Source organism: Shewanella sp. 4t3-1-2LB (assembly GCF_017368415.1).
GTDB lineage: Bacteria > Pseudomonadota > Gammaproteobacteria > Enterobacterales > Shewanellaceae > Shewanella > Shewanella fodinae.
Genome location: NZ_JAFNJD010000022.1, coordinates 44,448 through 65,844, shown reverse-complemented (window position 1 = coordinate 65,844; position 21,397 = coordinate 44,448). Strand labels below are relative to the sequence as shown.

General features: G+C 47.0%; 27 protein-coding genes and 1 pseudogene. 12 read left to right on the top strand and 16 right to left on the bottom strand.

Annotation, left to right across the window (positions count from 1 at the left end):
* Together J3L11_RS09865 and J3L11_RS09860 are read right to left on the bottom strand one after the other, a co-directional pair.
* Positions 1-145: pseudogene (locus J3L11_RS09865) on the bottom strand (IS630 family transposase); the annotation flags it as partial.
* A gap of 82 nt (positions 146-227) precedes the next feature.
* A complete protein-coding gene (locus J3L11_RS09860) occupies positions 228-1,028 on the bottom strand; it encodes a hypothetical protein (RefSeq protein ID WP_207570875.1) in 801 nt (266 codons plus the stop codon).
* 208 nt (positions 1,029-1,236) lie between these two features.
* On the opposite strand from J3L11_RS09860, the gene J3L11_RS09855 reads away from it, so the two are divergent.
* On the top strand, positions 1,237-2,085 hold the full coding sequence (locus J3L11_RS09855; RefSeq protein WP_207570874.1) for a PIN domain-containing protein: 849 nt from the start codon (positions 1,237-1,239) through the stop codon (positions 2,083-2,085).
* Positions 2,086-2,406: 321 nt separating this feature from the next.
* On the opposite strand, the gene J3L11_RS09850 is transcribed toward J3L11_RS09855, so the two are convergent.
* Together J3L11_RS09850 and mutY are read right to left on the bottom strand one after the other, a co-directional pair.
* On the bottom strand, positions 2,407-2,688 hold the full coding sequence (locus J3L11_RS09850) for an oxidative damage protection protein (protein ID WP_189617125.1): 282 nt from the start codon (positions 2,686-2,688) through the stop codon (positions 2,407-2,409).
* 7 nt (positions 2,689-2,695) lie between these two features.
* Positions 2,696-3,796, bottom strand: coding sequence for an A/G-specific adenine glycosylase (mutY, locus tag J3L11_RS09845; RefSeq protein WP_189617124.1), 1,101 nt, complete (start codon positions 3,794-3,796; stop codon positions 2,696-2,698).
* Between the two features lie 166 nt (positions 3,797-3,962).
* Between mutY and trmB the strand changes: the two genes are divergently transcribed.
* From trmB to J3L11_RS09825, 4 genes are all read left to right on the top strand, one after another.
* A complete protein-coding gene (gene trmB / locus J3L11_RS09840) occupies positions 3,963-4,679 on the top strand; it encodes a tRNA (guanosine(46)-N7)-methyltransferase TrmB (protein ID WP_207570873.1) in 717 nt (238 codons plus the stop codon).
* A gap of 22 nt (positions 4,680-4,701) precedes the next feature.
* The gene (locus tag J3L11_RS09835; RefSeq protein WP_133039376.1) at positions 4,702-5,025 is read left to right on the top strand and encodes a 50S ribosome-binding protein YggL; all 324 of its coding nucleotides are present in this window, start codon (positions 4,702-4,704) and stop codon (positions 5,023-5,025) included.
* Between the two features lie 233 nt (positions 5,026-5,258).
* Positions 5,259-6,050 (top strand): YggN family protein, encoded by a 792-nt coding sequence (locus tag J3L11_RS09830; protein WP_165900130.1) that lies wholly within the window; start codon positions 5,259-5,261, stop codon positions 6,048-6,050.
* A gap of 280 nt (positions 6,051-6,330) precedes the next feature.
* Positions 6,331-7,272, top strand: coding sequence for a LysR family transcriptional regulator (locus J3L11_RS09825; RefSeq protein ID WP_133039378.1), 942 nt, complete (start codon positions 6,331-6,333; stop codon positions 7,270-7,272).
* Positions 7,273-7,387: 115 nt separating this feature from the next.
* Here the strand turns inward: J3L11_RS09825 and hemW are convergent, their stop codons facing one another.
* The 7 genes from hemW to J3L11_RS09790 all read right to left on the bottom strand — a co-directional run bounded on the left by hemW (position 7,388) and on the right by J3L11_RS09790 (position 12,194).
* Complete coding sequence (gene hemW / locus J3L11_RS09820) at positions 7,388-8,521, bottom strand: radical SAM family heme chaperone HemW (RefSeq protein ID WP_207570872.1); 1,134 nt, start codon at positions 8,519-8,521, stop codon at positions 7,388-7,390.
* A complete protein-coding gene (gene rdgB, locus J3L11_RS09815; protein WP_207570871.1) occupies positions 8,521-9,123 on the bottom strand; it encodes an RdgB/HAM1 family non-canonical purine NTP pyrophosphatase in 603 nt (200 codons plus the stop codon). The genes hemW and rdgB overlap by 1 nt, the downstream gene beginning before the upstream one ends.
* A 67-nt stretch (positions 9,124-9,190) precedes the next feature.
* Positions 9,191-9,622 carry a DUF4426 domain-containing protein gene (locus J3L11_RS09810; RefSeq protein ID WP_133039381.1) on the bottom strand — a complete coding sequence of 144 codons (432 nt, stop codon included), beginning with the start codon at positions 9,620-9,622 and terminating at the stop codon, positions 9,191-9,193.
* A gap of 83 nt (positions 9,623-9,705) precedes the next feature.
* Entirely contained in the window at positions 9,706-9,993 is a 288-nt protein-coding gene (gene yggU, locus J3L11_RS09805) for a DUF167 family protein YggU (RefSeq protein ID WP_189617119.1), read from the bottom strand.
* Complete coding sequence (locus J3L11_RS09800; protein ID WP_133039383.1) at positions 9,993-10,541, bottom strand: YggT family protein; 549 nt, start codon at positions 10,539-10,541, stop codon at positions 9,993-9,995. Before J3L11_RS09800 ends, yggU begins: the two co-directional genes overlap by 1 nt.
* A gap of 25 nt (positions 10,542-10,566) precedes the next feature.
* On the bottom strand, positions 10,567-11,391 hold the full coding sequence (gene proC, locus J3L11_RS09795; protein ID WP_189617118.1) for a pyrroline-5-carboxylate reductase: 825 nt from the start codon (positions 11,389-11,391) through the stop codon (positions 10,567-10,569).
* A gap of 95 nt (positions 11,392-11,486) precedes the next feature.
* Positions 11,487-12,194 carry a YggS family pyridoxal phosphate-dependent enzyme gene (locus tag J3L11_RS09790; RefSeq protein ID WP_207570870.1) on the bottom strand — a complete coding sequence of 236 codons (708 nt, stop codon included), beginning with the start codon at positions 12,192-12,194 and terminating at the stop codon, positions 11,487-11,489.
* A 37-nt stretch (positions 12,195-12,231) separates the two neighbouring features.
* On the opposite strand from J3L11_RS09790, the gene J3L11_RS09785 reads away from it, so the two are divergent.
* The 4 genes from J3L11_RS09785 to J3L11_RS09770 all read left to right on the top strand — a co-directional run bounded on the left by J3L11_RS09785 (position 12,232) and on the right by J3L11_RS09770 (position 16,234).
* Positions 12,232-13,269 (top strand): type IV pilus twitching motility protein PilT, encoded by a 1,038-nt coding sequence (locus J3L11_RS09785; protein WP_133039386.1) that lies wholly within the window; start codon positions 12,232-12,234, stop codon positions 13,267-13,269.
* Positions 13,270-13,278: 9 nt separating this feature from the next.
* A complete protein-coding gene (locus tag J3L11_RS09780; RefSeq protein ID WP_133039387.1) occupies positions 13,279-14,391 on the top strand; it encodes a PilT/PilU family type 4a pilus ATPase in 1,113 nt (370 codons plus the stop codon).
* 114 nt (positions 14,392-14,505) lie between these two features.
* The gene (locus J3L11_RS09775; RefSeq protein ID WP_207570869.1) at positions 14,506-15,603 is read left to right on the top strand and encodes a hypothetical protein; all 1,098 of its coding nucleotides are present in this window, start codon (positions 14,506-14,508) and stop codon (positions 15,601-15,603) included.
* A gap of 70 nt (positions 15,604-15,673) precedes the next feature.
* Positions 15,674-16,234 (top strand): glutathione peroxidase, encoded by a 561-nt coding sequence (locus J3L11_RS09770; protein ID WP_207570868.1) that lies wholly within the window; start codon positions 15,674-15,676, stop codon positions 16,232-16,234.
* A 55-nt stretch (positions 16,235-16,289) separates the two neighbouring features.
* Here the strand turns inward: J3L11_RS09770 and ruvX are convergent, their stop codons facing one another.
* The 4 genes from ruvX to J3L11_RS09750 all read right to left on the bottom strand — a co-directional run bounded on the left by ruvX (position 16,290) and on the right by J3L11_RS09750 (position 18,134).
* Positions 16,290-16,712 carry a Holliday junction resolvase RuvX gene (ruvX, locus tag J3L11_RS09765; protein ID WP_133039389.1) on the bottom strand — a complete coding sequence of 141 codons (423 nt, stop codon included), beginning with the start codon at positions 16,710-16,712 and terminating at the stop codon, positions 16,290-16,292.
* Complete coding sequence (locus J3L11_RS09760; protein WP_207570867.1) at positions 16,709-17,269, bottom strand: YqgE/AlgH family protein; 561 nt, start codon at positions 17,267-17,269, stop codon at positions 16,709-16,711. The genes ruvX and J3L11_RS09760 overlap by 4 nt, the downstream gene beginning before the upstream one ends.
* 25 nt (positions 17,270-17,294) lie before the next feature.
* Positions 17,295-17,624, bottom strand: coding sequence for a stress response translation initiation inhibitor YciH (gene yciH, locus J3L11_RS09755; RefSeq protein WP_133039391.1), 330 nt, complete (start codon positions 17,622-17,624; stop codon positions 17,295-17,297).
* A 186-nt stretch (positions 17,625-17,810) separates the two neighbouring features.
* Positions 17,811-18,134, bottom strand: a complete 324-nt coding sequence (locus J3L11_RS09750; RefSeq protein ID WP_207570866.1) for a hypothetical protein — start codon at positions 18,132-18,134, stop codon at positions 17,811-17,813.
* Between the two features lie 174 nt (positions 18,135-18,308).
* On the opposite strand from J3L11_RS09750, the gene J3L11_RS09745 reads away from it, so the two are divergent.
* The 3 genes from J3L11_RS09745 to tpx all read left to right on the top strand — a co-directional run bounded on the left by J3L11_RS09745 (position 18,309) and on the right by tpx (position 20,570).
* The gene (locus J3L11_RS09745) at positions 18,309-18,869 is read left to right on the top strand and encodes a DUF4136 domain-containing protein (RefSeq protein ID WP_133039393.1); all 561 of its coding nucleotides are present in this window, start codon (positions 18,309-18,311) and stop codon (positions 18,867-18,869) included.
* A gap of 237 nt (positions 18,870-19,106) precedes the next feature.
* The gene (locus J3L11_RS09740; RefSeq protein WP_133039394.1) at positions 19,107-19,931 is read left to right on the top strand and encodes a mechanosensitive ion channel domain-containing protein; all 825 of its coding nucleotides are present in this window, start codon (positions 19,107-19,109) and stop codon (positions 19,929-19,931) included.
* A 63-nt stretch (positions 19,932-19,994) separates the two neighbouring features.
* Positions 19,995-20,570: a thiol peroxidase gene (gene tpx, locus J3L11_RS09735; RefSeq protein WP_133039395.1), complete on the top strand. Its 576-nt coding sequence runs from the start codon at positions 19,995-19,997 to the stop codon at positions 20,568-20,570.
* A 48-nt stretch (positions 20,571-20,618) separates the two neighbouring features.
* Here tpx and J3L11_RS09730 read toward each other — a convergent pair whose 3' ends face one another.
* A complete protein-coding gene (locus J3L11_RS09730; protein WP_189617113.1) occupies positions 20,619-21,254 on the bottom strand; it encodes a trimeric intracellular cation channel family protein in 636 nt (211 codons plus the stop codon).
* Positions 21,255-21,397: the final 143 nt, after the last annotated feature.

Here is a 21,397-nt window from a genome sequence, read left to right as displayed (position 1 = left end):
TGTGCTGAACTTGGGTAACCGGCAGCCCTTGATGCAACATCAACATCGCAATAAGACGCCTGGCAAAGTGCTTATCGTTGGTTTTTTGAATCAATTTTTGCATGCGCTTGCGCTCAGCGCGGCATAGTGGTGCTAAGATGGCCATTCTCAGTCCTCGGCGAGTGGTGGGTTTGTTTGGCGATAGATCTGATCGCTCAAACAGGACTGAGTTCCCTTCCTGTGATCTACTATTTGGAACAGTTATTTAGTCGATATGCTTCGTAGAACTGACTACTACGACTAATACGATGGTATTGCCGTACGAGTTGACTGTAGCAGATTACTAGACTTTCTAATCGAAGCCAGTCAGGCGAATTAGGATTTGCTATATACTCATCGCCAATCTGCACGCCATTCTGAGCTTGGCGAACTGACCAGTAAATATTATATGAGTCCCTTCGAAATTGTTCGCCCAATATATAAGCGAATGTCTTTGATTCATCATCAAAATTCAGTAGTTGTCCATTTTCAGTTACAAAAATATGAGAGCATATTTTTTGAGATAATTTATTTTCTATTCTTGCCCGTATATCACTTAAAAGCCGAGTTATTTCATTTAACTTGGTTTCCATTCGAAGATGTTTTACTTGCTTTTCCATTGTTTGACGACTGAGTTTTGCTTCTTCCTTGGTCTCTTTAAGTTCGTTACGAGTTAGTGCGAGTTCTTCATTGGATATTGCGAGTTGCTTATTTGAGGTAGCTAGCTCGCGCTGTGAGACAGCAAGTGCTTCTCGTTGTGCTTTAAGCGACCAAACCAGTAACCCCACTGTAGCAAAACCTAGGATCGGGTTAAGCACCCCACCAAAGAAATCACCAAAAGTACCAAAGTCTCCTTTGTCACCCCAGCCATTGTGGAAATTCATAAAGTATAACGCGAGCAGGCACGCCGCTATTATCGCGAGACAAATGATTAGCCACTTGAATGATTTTTGTGTTTCTTCGGAATGCGACTGGTCTAGTGGTGGTGATTTTGGAGTATCGGTAGTCATGAGCCATCCATGGGACAGTTGGTAATACCACATTCTATGCTGACGCTCTTTTAAGCGTAAAGCGCTCAGCGCGATTCTAACGCACGCAACTCACAAAACTGCGAAATGGTACTCACAGGATGTTATTAAACGCTTCCAAGATGATTTAAACGGGGTTTAAACTGATTTATGCTCAAATATGCCCTAAATTTTTAGAAAAGGACTCTAGATGAAGGCTATTTACTTTGACACAAATGTTTTTTATCACATTGGTTTCGATGTGGATCATGAGGAATTTTATGATGTGCTTTGTCTCGCACAGTCTTTAGACATAGAGAGATGGGCGACGCCAATAACTATTGGAGAGATAATCAGTGGGATACATCGAAAATTCACAGCGGTTAAGGACTCCTATAAACAAATCAGCAAAATTATCCATAGAGTTACTGATGATGATAATGCAAATTATCTAGATATTGAACAACTACAAAATGCAGAGCATGAAGCTATAAGTGATATCTATGATTTTTTTAATGAAAAATTTACTATTATTCCGTATGAATCACTTGATGAAGGAGATATTTCCACTGTCTTTGATAACTATTTTTCATCGATAAAACCATTCGGTAATGGTAACAAGAAATCAGAGTTTCCAGACGCTTTTCAACTAGAGTTGATAAAAAGGAATATAAGGCGAAAAGAAAGTGTGATGCTTGTTACAAGTGATGGGGATTTTAAAAATTGTGGAAGTAATTTTAATGTTCAGAAATCTTTGTCTAAAGCAAAAGATGAATTATTAAAACTATGGAAAGATAAAAATCTTGCATTATATGAAGCACTCATGCTGCAAATAATTTCATCTGATATGCCGGTTGAAAAATTGGTGTCAGATGCTCTTACTGATAACATATTATTGACCCAGTGTATGGTGGATGAAGTTTTATATTCACTAAGGGAAAAAAAGCTAATTGAGTTACATATAAATGGAAAGGAATATCGTGGCAGAGTCAAAGCGAGATTTATAGAGGCTATAATCATAAAAAATAACCCCAGGAACCTTTCCAATCCACTGAGTTAGTCACCCCTTCCACGATGGGCACTCATTTAACCGTGAGTGCCCATTTTTATGTCCACCCCAAACGCCACGCGCAGCCGATGCTTGCCGCTCTCATTGTCTTGATAGCTGCATGCGTTGGCAACGAAAAATCGGCACAAAACCAGTGATCCCTGGTGGGCTAAGAGAGTTAAGTTTAACCCTGGTGGTTAATACATGATTAAGGCGTTTAAAAACGTTTAAAGGCTCAAAAAGAGCCTTTAAATCTAAGCTGGGCAAAGCAGTGCTAACTGTGAGCTAGGACTTTCTCATTGTGCTCGAAACGGTTTCGCATGTTGCCCAGTGCTATAGTTCTTCTTCTTTTGGTGGCACGTAGCCTTCAACCTGCACATCACCGCCTTCAAACAGGAAGTGCACCATCTGCTCTTCGAGAAATTTGCGATGTTCGGCGTTCATCATGTTGAGTTTCTTTTCATTGATCAGCATGGTTTGCTTGTGCTGCCATGCGGCCCAGGCTTCTTTGCTGATGCTGTCGAAAATGCGTTTGCCGATTTCACCCGGATAGAGTTGAAAATCCAGCCCTTCCGCTTCTTGGTTGAGATAGACGCAATGAACTGTGCGTGCCATAAGATGGTTACTCCTCAATTGCACTAGGTTTTAAGCCGGCCAGAACCCGCTCGGTGGCGGCGGCCAGTCCGACCCGTGATGGTTGGCTTAAGTTATACCAGAGACTGGGGGCGGCTTCCATGACGGCCGCCTGTGATGTTGCCGATTGCTGTAATTTTGCGGCAATCGCGTCGGCATCGTGATGCAATGTCAGTAGCAGTGGTTGTGCATCCAGATGGAAGTGACTAAAGGTATGGCGAAACCCCGGTAATGCTTCGAGTTCAGCGACTGAGCAGCCCAGTGTGGTAACAGTTTGCTGCAAGGCGGCTTTAGTGTTGTATTGCGGAAAACACCAGAGCCCGCCCCAAATGCCCGCTGGCGGACGTTTCTGCAATAAGATGTTGTCCCGATCTCGAATAACCAGCAGCCAAGCATCTTTGGCCGGAATGGTTTTCTTGGGCTTCTTGCCGGGATAATCCTGTTGTTTGCCCATCTGTTGCGCCTGACAGTCCAGTGCTACCGGACATTGCGCACACGCTGGCCGTGAGCGGGTGCAGATGCCAGCGCCCATATCCATCATCGCCTGATTATATTGGGCAATATCGGTTGTTGGAGACAGCTCGGTTGCCAGTTGCCACAGCGCTTGCTCGACCTTAGGTTGCCCCGGCCAGCCATCAATGGCGGCATGACGGGCCAAAACCCGTTTAACGTTACCGTCCAAAATCGGGTGATGCTGACCCAGTGATAGTGACAGTATGGCGCCAGCCGTGGAGCGGCCAATACCGGGCAGCGCCATCACTGCGTCAAATTGTTCAGGAAATACTCCGCCGTGATTATCACGGATCAACTGTGCCGCTTTATGTAGGTTACGGGCGCGGGCGTAGTAGCCTAGCCCGGTCCACAGGTGCAGCACTTCATCAATATCCGCATTGGCTAAGGCCACTACATCTGGGAAGCGCTGCATAAAACGGTTGAAATAGGGGATGACGGTTGCCACCTGCGTTTGTTGCAACATGATTTCTGAAACCCATACTTTATAAGGGGTTTTATTGAGTTGCCAGGGCAGGGTTTTACGGCCGTGTTGACCGTACCAACTGATAATGCGTTGCGAAAATGACGTCGTTTTCATGGGCCGCAGTGTAGCTTTAGCCGGATCGCCACACAAGGGGTATTACCAGGGCTGATAGCGAACTCATTGCTTATTGATATACTTTTCTACAAGCGGGGCTTGCACTCATTGGTGAACTTTGCATAATGCCCTTCTTTTATGAAGTCTGGCTGGGTCAGGGGTATTCATGAGCGAAGTCACCACTGCTGAATATAATGAAGAAGGCAAGTATCTGCGCAAAGTTAAAAGTTTTGTTTTGCGAGAAGGACGCCTGACCAAAGGCCAGGAACAGGCTATTGAGCAACATTGGGCTAGCATGGGGTTGGAATACTCCGCCGAAGCGATGGACTTGCAGCAGGTATTTGGTCGTAATGCCGATGTGGTGCTGGAGATTGGTTTCGGTATGGGCGCATCACTGGTGGCAATGGCGCAAGCGGCACCTGAGAAAGATTTCATCGGTATCGAAGTGCATAAACCGGGTGTTGGTGCCTGTCTGGCAGCTGCCGCTGAGGCGGGTGTGACTAATCTGCGGGTGTTTCATCACGATGCGGTAGAAGTGTTGCAGCACACTATTCCAGAATCTTCGTTGGCACGGGTGCAGTTGTTTTTCCCTGACCCTTGGCATAAAAAACGTCACCATAAACGGCGTATTGTGCAGCCGGAATTTGTGCAGTTGCTGCGTTCCCGCTTGCGCATTGGTGGTGTGTTCCACATGGCAACCGATTGGGAAAACTATAGCGAACACATGCTGGAGGTGATGAATCAGGCTCAAGGCTATAAAAATCAGTCAGTTGATGGTACTGTGGTGGCTCGGCCTGACTATCGGCCACTGACCAAATTTGAAGCCCGCGGCCAACGTCTTGGGCATGGTGTTTGGGATTTGATGTTCGAACGTACTGAATAACGAAAGTAACAGAGGGGTTGCCATGGCCATTCGTAGTCGCCGTTTGCGTAAGAAGTTGCGGGTTGATGAGTTTCAGGAGCTGGGTTTTGACGTCAGTTGGCGCTTTGCTGATAGTCTGAGCGAAGAAGAGATTGATGATTTTGTGGAGCGCTTCATCAGTGAAGTGATTGAGCCGCGTGAACTCGGTTTCCACGGTGGCGGCCATAGATTATGGGATGGCGTAGTCGCTACTCAGCGTCTTGGCAAATGTACTGATGATGATCGTAAAGCCGTAGAAAGTTTTCTGAAAAGCCTCAATGCCGAAGAGATAGAGATCAGCGAACTCTACGATATCTGGTGGGGCTAACAACCTCCGTTTTATTAGAAGCAGTGCTGCGGCGCTGCTTTTTTTATGCCTGTTCCAACCTTCTTTGCCTCTCGGATTGTCATATTCACCAAAAGCTGGTGTGTTTTACTATCTAACGGCCACTTCATAATGTCTAATAAAAATTAAACCAATAAAATCAATTAATTAAATTTTGGCATGAGCTGTGCTTTATCTAGGACAGTTTGATGAATAATTTGAAAAGGATAAATCGAATGAAAACTCTGTTGCTGGGCATGACTCTGGGATGTGCACTACTGGCTCCCGCTTCTTCGGCTTGGGCTTTGGGATTGGGCGGAGATAACGATGCTTGCGATGTGTCGCTTAATTATGACGTGACGCTGACGCCGAAAAAACTGGTGATAGGCGATCAGGGCCAAGAGCGCTATCGCGTAGAAATGGATCGCCTATATGTAGATGGCAAAGAAGTAACGCTAGATGCAAAGCAGAAAAAACTGCTGACAGAATACCAGCAGGGCATGGCTAAGCAGTTGCCCGAAGTGGTTGCTTTGGTCGATGAAGCAATGGATATGGCTAATGCTGCCGTGAGCACTGCATTGACGCCGCTGCTGGGCGATGAAACCGGCACCAAACTGAACGACATGATGACACAACTACACGAACGGGTCGGCAAAGTGGTGTATCACAAAGGTGACACCTATTTTATCGGTGCCACCGACGACACTATTGATAAAGCCTTTGATGAAGAGTTTTCCCGCCAGATGGAAGACCTGGTGATGCAGTCGATGGGCTCCATCATGATCAACATTGGCAAAAGCATGATGAACGGCGAAGGTGACTTCAGCGAACGTATGGATGCCTTTGGTAAACGCATGGATAAGTTGGGCGAAGAGATCGATCAGCAAATGGATGAACGTTCTAAAGCGCTCGATAAACGTGCCGACGCGTTATGTGATGATTTTCAGCAGCTAATGGCCGTAGAAGACCAACTGCGACAGAGTGTTCCGGCATTGTCTGCTTACCCACTGGTGTCCGGTCGCCCATAACCCAATAAACGTCTCCTTGGACGTAGACTTGCCCCGCATCCTCCTTCCTGTTGCGGGGATTTTTTTATGTTTCTTTTTTGCGAATACAGAACAATGGCGTTAGAGTAGCGAACAAAGACTTGATATACTTTCGAGCGTTAACCCCCGACGTCCTGTCGGCGGCTCGGTAAAACAATCATTGTTATTTACGATTTGCAGATTTTCCGTACCACTCCGCTGGCTGGAGCGATAGCGTTTTCTTTGTAAAACATAAAGAAGTTAAAGGCTTAAGGCGACTTTCATGTTAGAACTATTGGAACCCATTGCGATTTTTACCCATGTCGCCCGTGCCGGCAGTTTCAGTGCTGCTGCTCGTCGCTTGGGAATTTCAAAGTCCAAGGTCAGTACCCAAGTAGCTGATCTGGAACATAAACTGGGCGTTCAACTTATCCAGCGCACCACCCGCAGTCTTTGTCTGACGGAGGCGGGTAATTTGCTGTACACCCAGGGTGAAGAGTTGTTACGTGGTGCTGATCAAGCGGTAGCCAGTGTGCATAACCTCAATGATGCTACCCGCGGTGTGCTGAAATTGGGGATCTCTCAGTCATTTGGCACCGCGCATATTATTCCCGCGTTGCCTGAGTTTATGGCACGCCATCCCGAGCTGGAATTACAAGTGAGTTTGCTGGATCACAAGGTGGATGTGGTCAGTGAAGGGTTGGATCTGCTGCTGACCATGTCAGAACAGTTACCGCTGGGCATGGTTGCTAGACCACTGATGAAGTGTCAGTTTATGCTGCTGGCATCACCGGAATATGTTGCCACACATGGTAAGCTGATGCGTCCAGAACAGTTAGTCGAACATAACTGCTTGGTGTATCACGGTGAATGGCACGAACACAGCGTTTGGCAGTTCAAGAAGGGTGATGACTATTGTGAAATTGGGGTTAACGGTAATTTCCGCGTTGATAACGCGCCTGCCCTGAAATCGGCGGCCGTCAGTGGTCTGGGGATTGTATATCTAGCCACCTATCTGCTGGAAAACGAAATAGAAGAGGGCAAATTGGTGCCTCTGCTGCCTGAGTGGCATTTGGTGAACCACCTGCCGCTGCAGGCAGTGTACCCGCGGCGTAAACATTTGGCACCTAAAGTCAGCGCTTTCATCGATTTCATTAAGAACCACATCGGTACGCCACCGAAATGGGATGAAAAATACGCAGAGATTTTTGCTAAACGGCAGTAACCATCGGCTAGTTTTTCGTATCCATGACGATTGATGCTAAAAAAATCCTCCACGACTAGGAGGATTTTTTTAGGGTGTTACACCATACGTATTATGTGAGCGGTCTGTTGGTCTTTCAGCAAAATTCGCCCAGTAGCTCATTGACGAAGAAGTGACCTTGCTCCGTCAGTTCCCAGGCATCATGGTGTACTATGACTAACCCTTTGTCGGCACCACGCTGCATACCCGCATCCAACAGTGTCGCCGCTAACCCGGTTCTGGCCGTAAACTCCGCTTTAGGAATAGGCACCATTAAGCGCAAGCGATTCATCAGGTATTCCAGCGGTAATTCCTCTGCGGCAACTTCGGTGGTTTCATAAAGGTAGTTGCCAGCCAAATAGCCTTTGGGATGTTTTACTTTAACAGTGCGGATAACTTGTTGCGGTTGCAACAGGGTAATTTTACCGTGGGCACCGCAGCCAATTCCCAGATAATCGCCAAACTCCCAGTAGTTGCGGTTATGGCGGCATTCATAGCCGGGTTTGGCATAGGCAGAGATTTCATACTGACGATAACCCAGTTCCGCGAGGCGTTGTTGACCTGAGCGGTAAATCTGCCATAAGGCTTCGTCATCTGGCAGCTGTGGCGGTTTGGAATGGAACAGGGTATTGGCTTCAATGGTGAGTTGATACCAGGAGAGATGCGGTGGGTTTAACGAGGCAGCGGTTTCAATGTCTTGCAATGCCTGTGACAAATCCTGCCCAGGTAGCCCATGCATCAGATCCAGATTGAAGCTTTGATAACCTGCCGTTGCCAAAGATTGGGCGGCTGTCACCGCTTCATTGCGACCATGAATACGCCCGAGAATATTGAGTTTGTCTGCGGCAAAACTCTGTACTCCCATGGAAATACGCGTTACACCTGCCTGGCGGTAGGCCGCAAAATCATCATGTTCCAGCGTCCCAGGATTGGCTTCCATGGTAATTTCAATATCATCACAGAAAGGGATCTGCTGCCGTACACCTTGCAATAATCGACCTATCTGGCCTGCATCAAACAATGATGGTGTGCCGCCACCAATAAAAATGCTGTGCAGTGAACGCTGCTGCACATAAGGTAGATCAGCCTGTAGATCCTGCAGCAGTGCATCAACATACTGCTGCTGTGGCAGTTCACCATGTTGTGCATGTGAGTTGAAATCACAATAAGGGCATTTACGTACACACCAAGGAATATGAATATAAAGGCTTAGTGGTGGCAGCTGTAACATCAGTCAATGATCCCTTGCTGACGGAAAGTTTCCAGCAATAATTTTAGTGCCTTACCTCTATGGCTGAGTTGATTTTTCTCATCACTGCTGAGTTCTGCCGCGGTCTGTCGGAAACCTCTTGGAATAAACACTGGGTCATAGCCGTGACCATGTGTTCCTTTGGGTTCAGCCGCAATCTCACCTTCCCAGGCCGCCTGACAGATAATAGGTGTTGGATCGGCCGCATGACGCATATACACCAGTACGCACTGAAAGCGTGCGCGGCGAGGCGCTGGAACATCCTTGATGGCGTCTAGCAGCTTCCGGTAATTAGATTCAGCGGTGGCATACTCGCCGCTATAACGGGCCGAGTAGATGCCGGGAGCTCCGTCGAGTGCGTCCACCTCCAGTCCTGAATCATCAGCAATTGCCGGTAATCCGGTCGCGAGTGCTGCGTGGCGAGTCTTGATAATGGCATTTTCCACAAAGCTCAGGCCATCTTCGACAGCTTCTGTGATATCAAAGGCACTTTGGGGCAATACTTCCACGTTAAAACCCGCCAACATATCGGCAAATTCCGCCAGCTTGCCTTTATTTCCACTGGCTAACACAATTTTTTTCATGGGATTTTCCTGCGCTGCGTTGTTGACCATGATAGCCAACCCTTGCTGCGATTGACAAAACATCATCTCAGTCGTTAAAGAATTTCTGGCTGAAATCAATGGTGGTGTTGAGATCGTTCTTGTTACGGATCACCAGCTTGAAACGGATCTCTTCTGTGTCACGATAAGGACATTCCGCCAAGTAATAAACCGAATGGCCTTCGCGTATTTCACGGAATTTCAGTTTGAAGCGAGCATCAAGAATATTGGTGGCAATACCGCTGATTTCCACCGCAATCATGGGACTTCCCGGTTGATTACGGTCTTGTACTACCACGTTCAGAAACCCGGTATAGGGGCTGCGGTCGATGCCATAGTTATGGGCGATAGCAGGCGTCAGAAAAGTGCTTGGCAACGCCATATAGTGAATATCGTAATGGCCCACCTGCAATTTCTGCTCTGCATAGGCAACACTGACTGCGGCCAGCCATAACACAATGAACAAGAGGAATCGGCGCACTGATATAATTAAGTCTTTACTGTAACATGTGGCGGATTATAACCGCTTAGCCGGCGGAAGCCTATGGCAGTAGACGCGATGACTCAGAGCAGTTGTTGAATGAACTCAGGTAACTCTCGGGGGGCACTGATACGCACCTGTTTATGCCGTCCGAGTTCGCCTTTGATTATTGTCACCTGGTTTTTCGGCACCTTAAATGCTTTGGCCAGCCATTTTTCTAGATAGGCATTGGCTTTGCCATCAATCGGTGGAGCCGTTATGGCGACTTTCAACTCGTCGCCATGCATGCCAACCCACTGATCTCGGCTGGCTTTTGGTTGGATATAGAGGTTGAGCAGCAGATCCTGCTGCTCTTGTACAATTGCAGGCATCAGGCCATGGCCCAGAACGGAACATATTGGGCCAACAGCATGTTGAGAAAGTTAAGACCAATCATCAGTAACAATACTGACAGATCCAGCCCACCCATAGGTGGAATTATGCGACGGATAGGGCTGAGGATTGGCTCGGTCAGTTGGATCAGTACATACTCAAACGGATTACTGCCTTGGCTTACCCAGCTCAAAATCGCACGGATAATCAGGATCCAGAACAGTAATACACCCGCTTCTTTGATGACAGAAACAATTGCAAAGATAATCGTTGTGCCAAAATCAAAGCTCGCGCCCGCTATCAGCGACAACGACAGTATTTTGAGGACCACTACCGCTAATGCCAGTACGATAGAGGCGGTATCAATCGTACCTATGGCCGGCAAAATGCGCCGCATCGGTGCCAGGATTGGGTGGGTGGCTTTGACAATAAACTGGCTGAACGGATTATAAAAATCTGCCCGAGCCAACTGCAGCCAGAAGCGCAAAATCACCACCATCAGATATAGATCAAACAGGGTGTTAACTAAGTAAGCGAATGCATTCATGGATGTTATCGTTCTCTATGGTTGATCAGAATTCTTGCGCCATTGCTTCAGCTCTGGCAATACAGTTGTTCATTGCTTGTTTTACCAGCCCTGAAAGATTGCCTTGTATAAAGGTTTCGACCGCTTCATGAGTAGTACCACCTTTTGATGTTACATTTTGTCGCAGCTGTTGCGGCGATAGTTGTGGGTTTTCCAGTAACATTTTGGCGGCACCTAAAGCGGCTTGCTGTGCCAGTGCTCTAGCCGTCTGCTGTTCCATGCCTAATTCGGTTGCTGCCTTTATCATAGCTTCGACAAACAGGAAAAAGTAGGCCGGAGAACTCCCTGCAAGGGCAATGACCAGATTCAAATCCGCTTCTTTCTCTACCCACACTGCTTGTCCGCCACTGGTCATGATGAGATTGCAGATAGCTTTGTCTTCATCGTTAATATTCGCTGGTGCGAACATCCCACTCATACCTGCGCCAATCTGCATTGGGGTATTGGGCATGGTGCGGATCAATTTCACGGGTTGTGCCAGATAGTCACTGTCGCTGTAGCGTGCGGCACTAATACCTGCGGCAATGGTGATAAGTAGTTTGTTGGACAAATCCAGTGACTGCAATGCTGCACACACTTGTTGCATCAGTTGTGGCTTCACCGCTAATACAATTACATCTGCAGCTTTGGCCGCAGCCAAGTTATCTGTGGTCACCTTAATGGCAAAGTCTGCCTGTAGCGCTTGCAGTTTGCCGGTGCTGGGGTTACTCGCCTCAATCAATTGCGGGGAATAACCACTGTTAACTAGGCCGCTGATGATGCTGCGGCTCATATTACCGGCGCCGATAAAACAGATGCGCTTGTCTGACATAAAATCCTCTGTCTGCCTGAAATTCCGCGGAGCTTCACCGCGAATGCCAATAGTATTTGGGCTTAGGGTAGCAAAAACAAGGGCACTACGGCCAATCAAGCTGGTTTTTGACCATAATCTCTTGCGCCAAAGATGGCACTGCCAATGCGTATCATGGTGGCGCCGTTAGCAATCGCTAACTCTAGGTCGTGACTCATGCCCATGGACAAGGTATCAACCAGAGGAAACGCCTGTTTAAGTTGTTGAAACAGTTGCTGCATTTGCTGAAATTCGCTCAGGAGTTTGGTACCTTCCTCGGCGCTGGGAATGGTCATCAGACCGCGCAATTTCAGGTGAGGTAACTGCTGGATTTCGCTAGCGAGCGCCAGCATATCCTTGGCATTCGTAACCCCAGATTTGGAGGCTTCGCCGCTCACATTTATCTGGATGCAGACATTCAGTGGTGGCAAAGTGTCAGGCCGTTGTTCGTTAAGTCTATGGGCGATTTTGCTGCGATCTACCGTGTGCATCCAGTGAAATAATTCGGCCACAGGACGGCTTTTATTTGATTGCAATGGCCCGATAAAATGCCACTCTATATCTGAATACTGTTGACTGAGCTCGAGAATTTTTTGCTGCCCTTCCTGTACATAGTTTTCACCAAAGCAGCGCTGGCCAGCAGCATAAGCGGCAATAATATCGGATACCGGTTTTGTTTTACTGACTGCCAGCAATGTGATGTCAGTCGCTTGTCTTGCGTTTTGCCTAGCCGCCAGTGTCATCCGGCGCTGGGCGAGCGCCAGTCTCTCTGCTATTGTTGTCATGATGTTAATCTTTCGCTTGTAAGGGATATCCCGTTCTATGGAAATCACTGAATTATTGGCTTTTAGTGTAAAGCATAACGCCTCGGATCTGCATCTGTCTTCCGGGGTACCACCGCTGATCCGCGTTGATGGGGAAGTACGAAAACTCAATGTTCCAGAGCTGACGCATCAGGATGTTCATCGGTTGGTGTATGACATCATGAACGACAAACAGCGCAAGGATTATGAAGAGTATCTGGAAATTGACTTCTCCTTTGAAGTACCCAATCTGGCACGGTTCAGGGTGAACGCCTTTAACCAGGCCCGTGGCGCGGCCGCTGTCTTTCGTACTATTCCCAGTGATATTTTGACGCTGGAACAGTTAGGTGCACCAGAAATTTTCAAGAAAATTTCCTCATATCCTCGTGGATTGGTGTTGGTTACCGGGCCGACCGGCTCGGGTAAAAGTACTACCTTGGCGGCAATGATTGATTACGTGAATGATAATCGTCGTGATCATATTCTGACCATTGAAGACCCTATCGAATTTGTGCACAAAACCAAAAATTGTCTGATCAATCAGCGCGAAGTCCATCGTCACACTTTGAGTTTTGCTGCCGCGTTGCGCAGTGCCTTGCGTGAAGATCCGGATGTGATCTTGGTGGGTGAAATGCGTGACCTAGAAACCATTCGCCTAGCGCTGACCGCCGCTGAAACCGGTCACTTGGTGTTTGGCACCTTGCATACAACTTCAGCGGCCAAGACCATTGACCGTGTGGTTGACGTATTCCCATCGGGAGAGAAAGACATGGTGCGCACCATGTTGTCTGAGTCATTGCAAGCGGTTATCTCGCAGACGCTGATTAAGAAAATTGGCGGCGGCCGGGTGGCAGCTCACGAGATCATGATTGGTACGCCAGCTATTCGTAACCTCATCCGCGAGGATAAAGTGGCGCAGATGTATTCTGCGATTCAGACTGGTATGGCGCACGGTATGCAAACGTTGGAACAGAGCCTGCAACATCTGGTCGCCAGAGGGGTCATTACCCGTGAAGATGCGCTATCCAAGAGTTCCAATAAACAACTGAATCTGTAAGGAGCGGTGATGGACGTCAGACCTTTTCTTGAGGAAATGGTAGCCCGCAAAGCCTCCGACCTGTTTATTACGGCAGGCTTTCCTCCTAGCGCCAAGATTGATGGTGAGTTGCGGCCGCTGGCAGAAAATCCTTTCACACCGGCACAGGCGCTGGAATTTGTTGAATCATTGATGACACCAGAGAACAAAAAAGCCTTTCATGACAGCAAAGAGTGTAATTTTGCTATTGGTGTTAAAGATTTAGGACGGTTTAGGGTTAGTGCTTTCTGGCAGCGTGAAGCCGCTGGCTGTGTGATGCGGCGTATTGAAATTCGTATCCCCACAATGGAAGAACTGAGTCTGCCAGCGATTCTCAAAGATCTGGTGATGAGTAAACGTGGGCTGGTGATTATGGTCGGTGGCACGGGTACCGGTAAATCTACTTCGCTGGCGGCACTTATTGGCTATCGTAACAGTAATTCCAAAGGGCACATTCTGACTATCGAAGATCCCATCGAGTTTGTGCATCAGCACCGTAAGAGCATTATTACTCAGCGCGAGGTTGGCATTGATACCGAATCTTTTGATGCAGCGTTGAAAAGCTCTCTGCGACAGGCGCCAGATGTGATTCTTATTGGTGAAATCCGTAGCCAGGAAACGATGGAATTTGCGCTGTCTTTTGCTGAAACTGGCCACCTGTGTATGGCGACATTGCATGCCAATAATGCTAACCAGGCGCTGGACCGCATCATGCACCTCGTGCCAGAAAGTAAGCACCGACAGTTGTTATTTGACCTGTCATTGAATTTACGTGGCATTGTGGCGCAACAGTTGATCCCCAAAGCGGATGGTAGCGGTCGCCGTGCGGCCATTGAAATTTTGATCAATACTCCCCGAGTCGCCAGTATTATTCAAAACAACGAGTTACATCTACTGAAAGAGACTATGGCTAAATCGAATGAGCAAGGGATGCAGACGTTCGATCAGGCGCTGTTTAAGTTGTTTAACGATGGTGAAATCACCTACGCCGAAGCGTTACGTCATGCCGATTCTCCAAATGACCTGCGTTTGATGATCAAACTACAAAGTGGCTCTACTGGCTCTACTGGAGCGATGGAAGGCGTCACACTGGATATGGATTGAATATAATAAATAGAGGTTTTTTACTATAAATATTTCATTTTCATTGTGTAATTCGAATTTAAATTAATTTTTTGTTAGTATCCATCGCCATTTTTTATATAAACGGAGAAGAGGATGAGAATTAGCAAAAGACTAGGGGTTGTGGTTACGACCTTGGGATTTTCCTTTCCGGTTTTGGCTGTGCCTGTTTCCGATAAGCTGGATATTGGCGGGGCGGTACGTTTGAACTATGGCTGGAAGGATTACGATAACAATGCCAAGTTTGAATTTGAACTGTTCCGCGCCGATGTTAACTATGATGATGGACAGTTGTTTGCTTCAGCGCAGTATCGCTGGTATCAGGATCAGGACGTTATTCATCACGCATGGATGGGTTATAAGTTTTCGGAACAGTCCAGCGTGAAAATTGGGGTAACCCAAGTTCCTTTTGGCTTGTTACCTTATGCGTCGCATTCTTTCTGGTTCGGCGGCACTTATTATCTTGGTTTTGAAGATGATTATGATGCCGGTGTCCATTGGCAATACGAGCAGGATGGTTGGCGCTACGATTTAGCCTATTTCGCTAATGATGAATATGGTGACGGTAGCCGCTTCAAGCGTTATTCCTTTGACACTGCCACTACAGCCGCGAGTCCCTATGAAGAAGCAGGACAGCTCAATGGCAGAATTGAGCGGAGTTTTAGTAGTGGTGGTATCAGTCATAAGCTCGGCGCCTCTTTGCAGCTTAATCGGTTTGATTATCGCCCGGTAACAGATGCAGTGGCGGGAAGTGATAGCGATGGTTTTGCTGTAGCTACACACTGGCAAATGGACTGGCAAGGCTGGCAGACACAGTTGCAGTATCTGCATTACGATAATGATATCGCTGGCGGTCGTATGGCAATGTCTGCTTTTGCCTATCCATTTGAAGTGGCAGCTAAAGCGAATGTGCTCAGTGCCAATCTGTCTCGCAGTATGGATGTGCACTGGGGGCCGGTCTCCAATATCACCTGCTATAACGATTTCACCCACATAGCGGTATCTGGCACTGGTCTCGATGACTCCATCCAGAACGTGACTGGTTGCTCAATCACTGCGGGGAAATTCTACAGCTACGTTGACTGGATTGCGGGCAAAAACATGTGGTTTGCTGGTGGCCCGGGGATTGGTATTGATGATGGCAATAACGGTTGGCATTCGCGCCTGAATATTAATATCGGCCTTTATTTTTAACCCTTGTCGTCAGCCTTGTGCTAGCCTCTGTCAGAAATCTCATTTATTTATTAATACCGAGGGACAGAGTATGAAAGTGCAAGGCTATCTGCCAATGATGTTGCTATGGGCTGCATCGGCTACTGCAGCCCAATGCCCGGATTATCTCAATCTGCAACTGCGAAAGTTACATTCCCAGGAAATGGTCGACTTGTGTGCTCTCACTCAAGGGAAACCTGTGTTGATAGTGAATACTGCCAGTCATTGCGGCTTTACCCCACAGTTTAAAGGGCTGGAAGCGTTACATGAAAAATACCGTGATAAAGGTTTGGTGGTGATTGGCTTCCCTTCTGATGATTTTTCCCAGGAGGAAAAACAGGAAAAAGACACAGCGAAAATCTGTTACATCAACTACGGAGTAACTTTCACCATGATGGCGACATCAGCGGTGCGAGGCAGTGATGTTAACCCGGTCTTTGCCTATCTGGATGATAAAGCTGGCTCGCCAAAATGGAATTTCTTCAAATATCTGGTCAGTGGTGATGGTAAAAATGTGCAGCAGTTTAATTCTCGGGTTACGCCTGACAGCAAAGAACTCAACGATGCAATTGATAAATTGCTGGCAGCTGAAACTGCATCAACACCGCATTAGCGGTCGTTTTGTCGTAACTAAAAGGTGTGGTTTGCTAGCATCTTATTATTAACACTCAAGCTCCATACTGATTTTCAAAAAAGCTTTCAATAATCAGTACTGCAGAGACAGCATCCACTTTGCTTTTACCTAAGGCTTTAAAGCCACCGAGTTCGAATAATCTGGCTTTGGCATCCGTGGTGGTCAGTCGCTCATCCTGAGTGACTACCGCCACTCCAAAGCGACCATGGATGCGATTAGCAAACTTACGGGCGCGCTGTGTCATTTCCTGTTCACTGCCATCCATATTTAACGGCAAGCCAACCACCACCAGATCAGGTTGCCATTCCTGTAACAGCGCCGCAATCTGCTGCCAGTCGGGTACGCCATCATTGGCTTTGAGTGATAACAGCGGCTGAGCACTTGCCGTGATCTCTTGTCCTACTGCTACGCCGATGCTTTTGGTGCCAAAATCGAAACCAAGTACAGTTTTACTCATGCATGACCTATATCGCCGGACATTTGCCAGGCATCAAAACCCAGCGAATGAGTTGCTTTTTCCCAGCGTTCTTCGAAAGGGGTGTCAAACAGCAGCGCTTTTGTTGCCGGTATCGTTAACCAAGAGTTTTCTGCTAATTCCTGTTCCAGCTGATTACGACTCCAGCCTGCATAACCCAGCACCACCAGAAAATGTATTGGCGCTTTGGCCGTGCCTAAAGCCGCCAGAATATCTCGGGAGGTTGTGAGCATGAGTTCATCACTGACCTGATTGCTGTTCGCCCAATGTGGCTGGTTGCTGTGCAACACAAAACCACGCTCTGGGTTAACTGGCCCGCCAATCAGCACTTGATTTTCCAGCGATGGAATAATTTGCGGTGCTTCCTTTAAGTCCAACTGTGCCAGCAATTCCTGGACTTCCAGACCTATCGGGCGATTGACCATCAACCCCATTGCGCCTTTGGCATCATGTTCACAGATATAAATCAATGAACGCTCGAAAAATGTGTCGTTCAGCGAGGGCATGGCGATAAGGAAATGGTTTTGCAAACTGTCCATTCAACGACTCCTGGTTAGCGGTTTGTTAGCCACCGGCCAACTTCACCTGGTAACCCATTTTTTCCAGCAGGGTTTTAAGTTGCTCTCGATTATCAGTCTGAACCTCGATAGTAAACTCCTTGACTGTACCACCACAACCGCATTGTTTTTTTAGCTTTTGCGCTAAGGCTTTCAACTCATCAATATTCAGAGCGAGCCCGCTAATAACCGCAACGCCTTTGCCTTTGCGCCCTTTGCTGTCGCGATGAATTCGTACTATGCCATCTCCTTTTGGGATTTCTGGCGCAGGCGCGGTTTCGGTAATACGGCCCTTATCTGTACTGTATACCAAGGTAACATTGGGGTCGGATTTCATGGCGATATTCCTGACGTCATCATGCTAATAGTCTAACAGATTTACTATACAGGCCCATAGTTTACAGTATGAGGCTGCTCCTAAAAAAAAGACCACCAATTGGTGGTCTGAAACTGACTTTAATTGCAGGGATATAAAATCAGTATGGGTTGTCTCATTAGAGACACAGATGAGGAAGTATTAAGTTCACCCTAGCACTGTGCCCAGTAACACTGAGATCATGGACAACAGTGCACAGGCTAACACCCAGGGACGCCAGGCCGGGATAAGTAATGTTAATGGTGTCAGTACAAAACCTACGGCGGCAAGGCTGAAAAATGAAAATGCATTAGTAAACAAGTGGCCACCGAGCCAGCACAGTATAGTTAATGGCAGTAATAGCCAAGATTTATGCAGATCTAGTGATGATAATCCTGGCATATTGAGGTTTTCAGATGATGATGTGAGTCGGCTGGGTACGGTCAGTAACAGCAAGCCGGCGATGACGAAGACACTTAAGAACCAAACCATGATCATCTTCCTTAATTTGTTAATGATAATTATTATCATTTATGATTTAGGAAAGATCAAGTGATATTGAAATAAGATGCAACTTTTTAACGGTTGTTGTTGAGTTCACTGACTTGTAAGCTGTCTAACTGAAGAGATTGCGTGTTGTTAACGCGGAAGCGAAAGGTGAGTCCCATGAAAAAACTGATTTTTGCGGCATTAGTGCTGTTGATGGGTGGCTGTAGTGCTCTGGATACCGGCTGGGATTACAACCCAGAGGTGAATTTTTCACAGTACAAACACTATGCCTGGGTGCCTGCAACCAAAGAGAATGGTGCGGAATATCAATTAAACGGATTGCTGGATCAACGTGTGAGGGAAGCCGTTGATACGGAAATGGCTCGCAAAGGCTATGTCAAAGTCGCTGCGAAAGATGCCGATGTTCTGGTCAATTATCTGACTAAAACAGACAAACGTTTTAAAGTCGACAGTATTAATTCTGGCATGGGGTATAGCCCATTTTGGGGACCACGCTGGTATTTTGGCGGTTCAATCCAGAGCAATACGCAAGTGAAAGAGTATGAAGTTGGAACTCTGATCCTTGACTTAGTGGATGCTAAAACCAACAAGCTTATATGGCGCGGTGCCGCTAATGGCGTGATCCGTGACTACAAGACCCCTCAGCAACGTATTGCTAAAATGAACGAAGCGGTTACCGGAGTATTAGCGAATTTTCCTCCAAAACCAGAAAAATGAGCGTTATATCCAACCCACAAAAGGCGGCCTCAAGTCGCCTTTTTCATTAGCGCAATTGTTTAGCGCTCATGACTTGTGTTTGTAGCACGTCAGTTAATGAATTCCAGATGCAAGCCTGTTCACAAAAGGTTATCTTATTAGGCGATCCCGCTGGGATGCGCAAGCCGACAAGGACGCCTCTGACCGCAGCATCGGGTTAGTCAAATTGTTAATATTAAAGGTAAAGGGAGTACGTGAATGGATAACATCGAAGAGCTGATGAAACAGGTGCCGGAATTGGTGGCAGTGTATGGCCTTAAAATTATTCTGGCACTGGTAATTTTCTTCGTTGGTAAGTATTTTTCCGGCGTTGCTAAAAAGATCACTGAGCGTCTGCTGAACAATCGTAAAGTGGATAAAACGGTATCCACCTTTGTTGCCAATATGGCATGGGCGGTGGTGTTTACCTTTACCGTGATCGCGACCTTGGGACAAGTGGGGATCCAAACTGCATCGCTGGTTGCGGTGCTCGGTGCTGCAGGTTTGGCGGTTGGTTTAGCGCTGCAAGGTTCATTATCTAATTTCGCGGCGGGAGTGTTGTTGGTGATGTTCCGCCCCTGTCGGGTTGGGGATTATATTGAAGCTGGCGGCGTTGCGGGTATTGTGGACGAAATTACTATCTTTGCCACTCGCCTGAAGAGTCCTGATAACAAGGTGATTACCGTTCCAAACTCGTCCATTATGAATGGCAGTATCGTCAACTATTCCATGATGGATAAACGGCGTCTGGATTTGACCATTGGAGTTTCTTACGATGCTGATATCCGTAAAACCAAGCAACTGTTGTGCGATATTCTCGAAAGCAACGATAAGGTGCTGAAAGATCCAGCGTATACAGTTGGTTTGGCCGCATTAGGTGATTCTTCAGTGAATTTTGTGGTGCGTCCTTGGGTAAATGCCGCTGATTATTGGCCTACTCACTTTGAATTGATGGAGCAGATCAAACTGGCATTGGATGAAAACGGTATCGGCATTCCTTATCCACAAATGGATGTCCACATCAAAGAGATGCCTGCCAAGTAATCAGATTTCGATAAAGACCGGCTCTGTGCCGGTTTTTCATTAGCACTATTGGAGGAGGCGATTATGTATAAGTATGCGGCATTATTGGCGTTGACCTTATTAGGACTCAGCGGCACAGCACAGGCAACGGAAGTTACCCTAGCAGGGAAAAATGTGTCACTACTTGGCAAAATGCCGCAGTTAGGGCAGATGGCTCCGGGATTTAGAGTCGTTGACGATAAATTCCAGCCAGTAAGTCTTAGCGATTTTAAGGGGAAAACGGTACTTATCAGTGCGGTGCCCAGTCTTGACACTGGGGTGTGTGCATTGCAAACCAAACGTTTTAACAGTGAAGTGGCAAATTTTGATGCTGCGTCTGTGGTGATGCTCAGTATCAGTGAAGACTTACCTTTTGCGCAAAAACGTTTTTGTAAGGTAGAAAATGTAGATAATATCAAAGTGTTATCAGATTCCGTTTGGCGTGATTTTGGCGAAAAATATGGCCTCGTCATAAAAGATATGGGGATTTTGGCTCGCTCAATTTTTATCATCGATCCCCAAGGGAAACTGCAATATCTGGAGTTGGTTCCAGATGTTAGCCATCATCCAGACTATGATAGGGCATTGGCTGCGTTAGCAGAGATCAGCAAGCAGTCCTAAGCGGCTTTTATGAGACGCCAGTGCTATGGCCGGCGTCTAATAAATTCACTACTCATGGTGTTGGTCGGTGGAATAGTGAAAGGTTGGAACGGACCAACAGAAGCGAATTGCCAGCATCCGCAGACTAAAACCCAGCCAAAGGCTGATGCCAAGGCTGAGCCAGGGTTCAGTTCCGGTTATCTGTAACATCACGTAGCAACTGGCGGTAACGATGGCCACAATGCCATAGAGTTCTTTACGGAAAATCAGTGGCATCTGATTGCAGAGAATATCGCGGAACACGCCGCCAAATACCCCGGTAATGACACCCATTACTACAGCCACGGCAGGGCTAAAACCAAGTAATAGCGTTTTTTGTGCCCCAATGACAGAGAATACGGCCAGGCCTAAGGCATCGATGGTCAGAAACAGTTTTGCCAGATAGCGCATCAGTGGTGCTATCACTACCGTAAGCAGGGAGGCGAGTACAATGGCTAACAGATAGTGCCAGTTCTCTACCCAGATAAGTGGATAATTCCCCAGCAACATATCGCGCAGTGTGCCGCCACCTATGGCGGTGGCACAGCCCACAATAACCACACCAAACAGATCCATGCGTTGCTTCCCAGCGGCCAGCGCGCCAGTCATGGCTTCAGCAATAATACCGACAAACCACAACAGCAATACAAATTGAGTGTCCTGCATTTTATATCCAGACGAACGAGAAAGTGGGCATTTTGAATGATGTTACAGCAAAACCCAAGTGAGATATTTTTATTTGTACATCAATAAAACTAATGACTAATTTTTATATTTTACTGATTATTAATGGTTATTTTTAAAATATT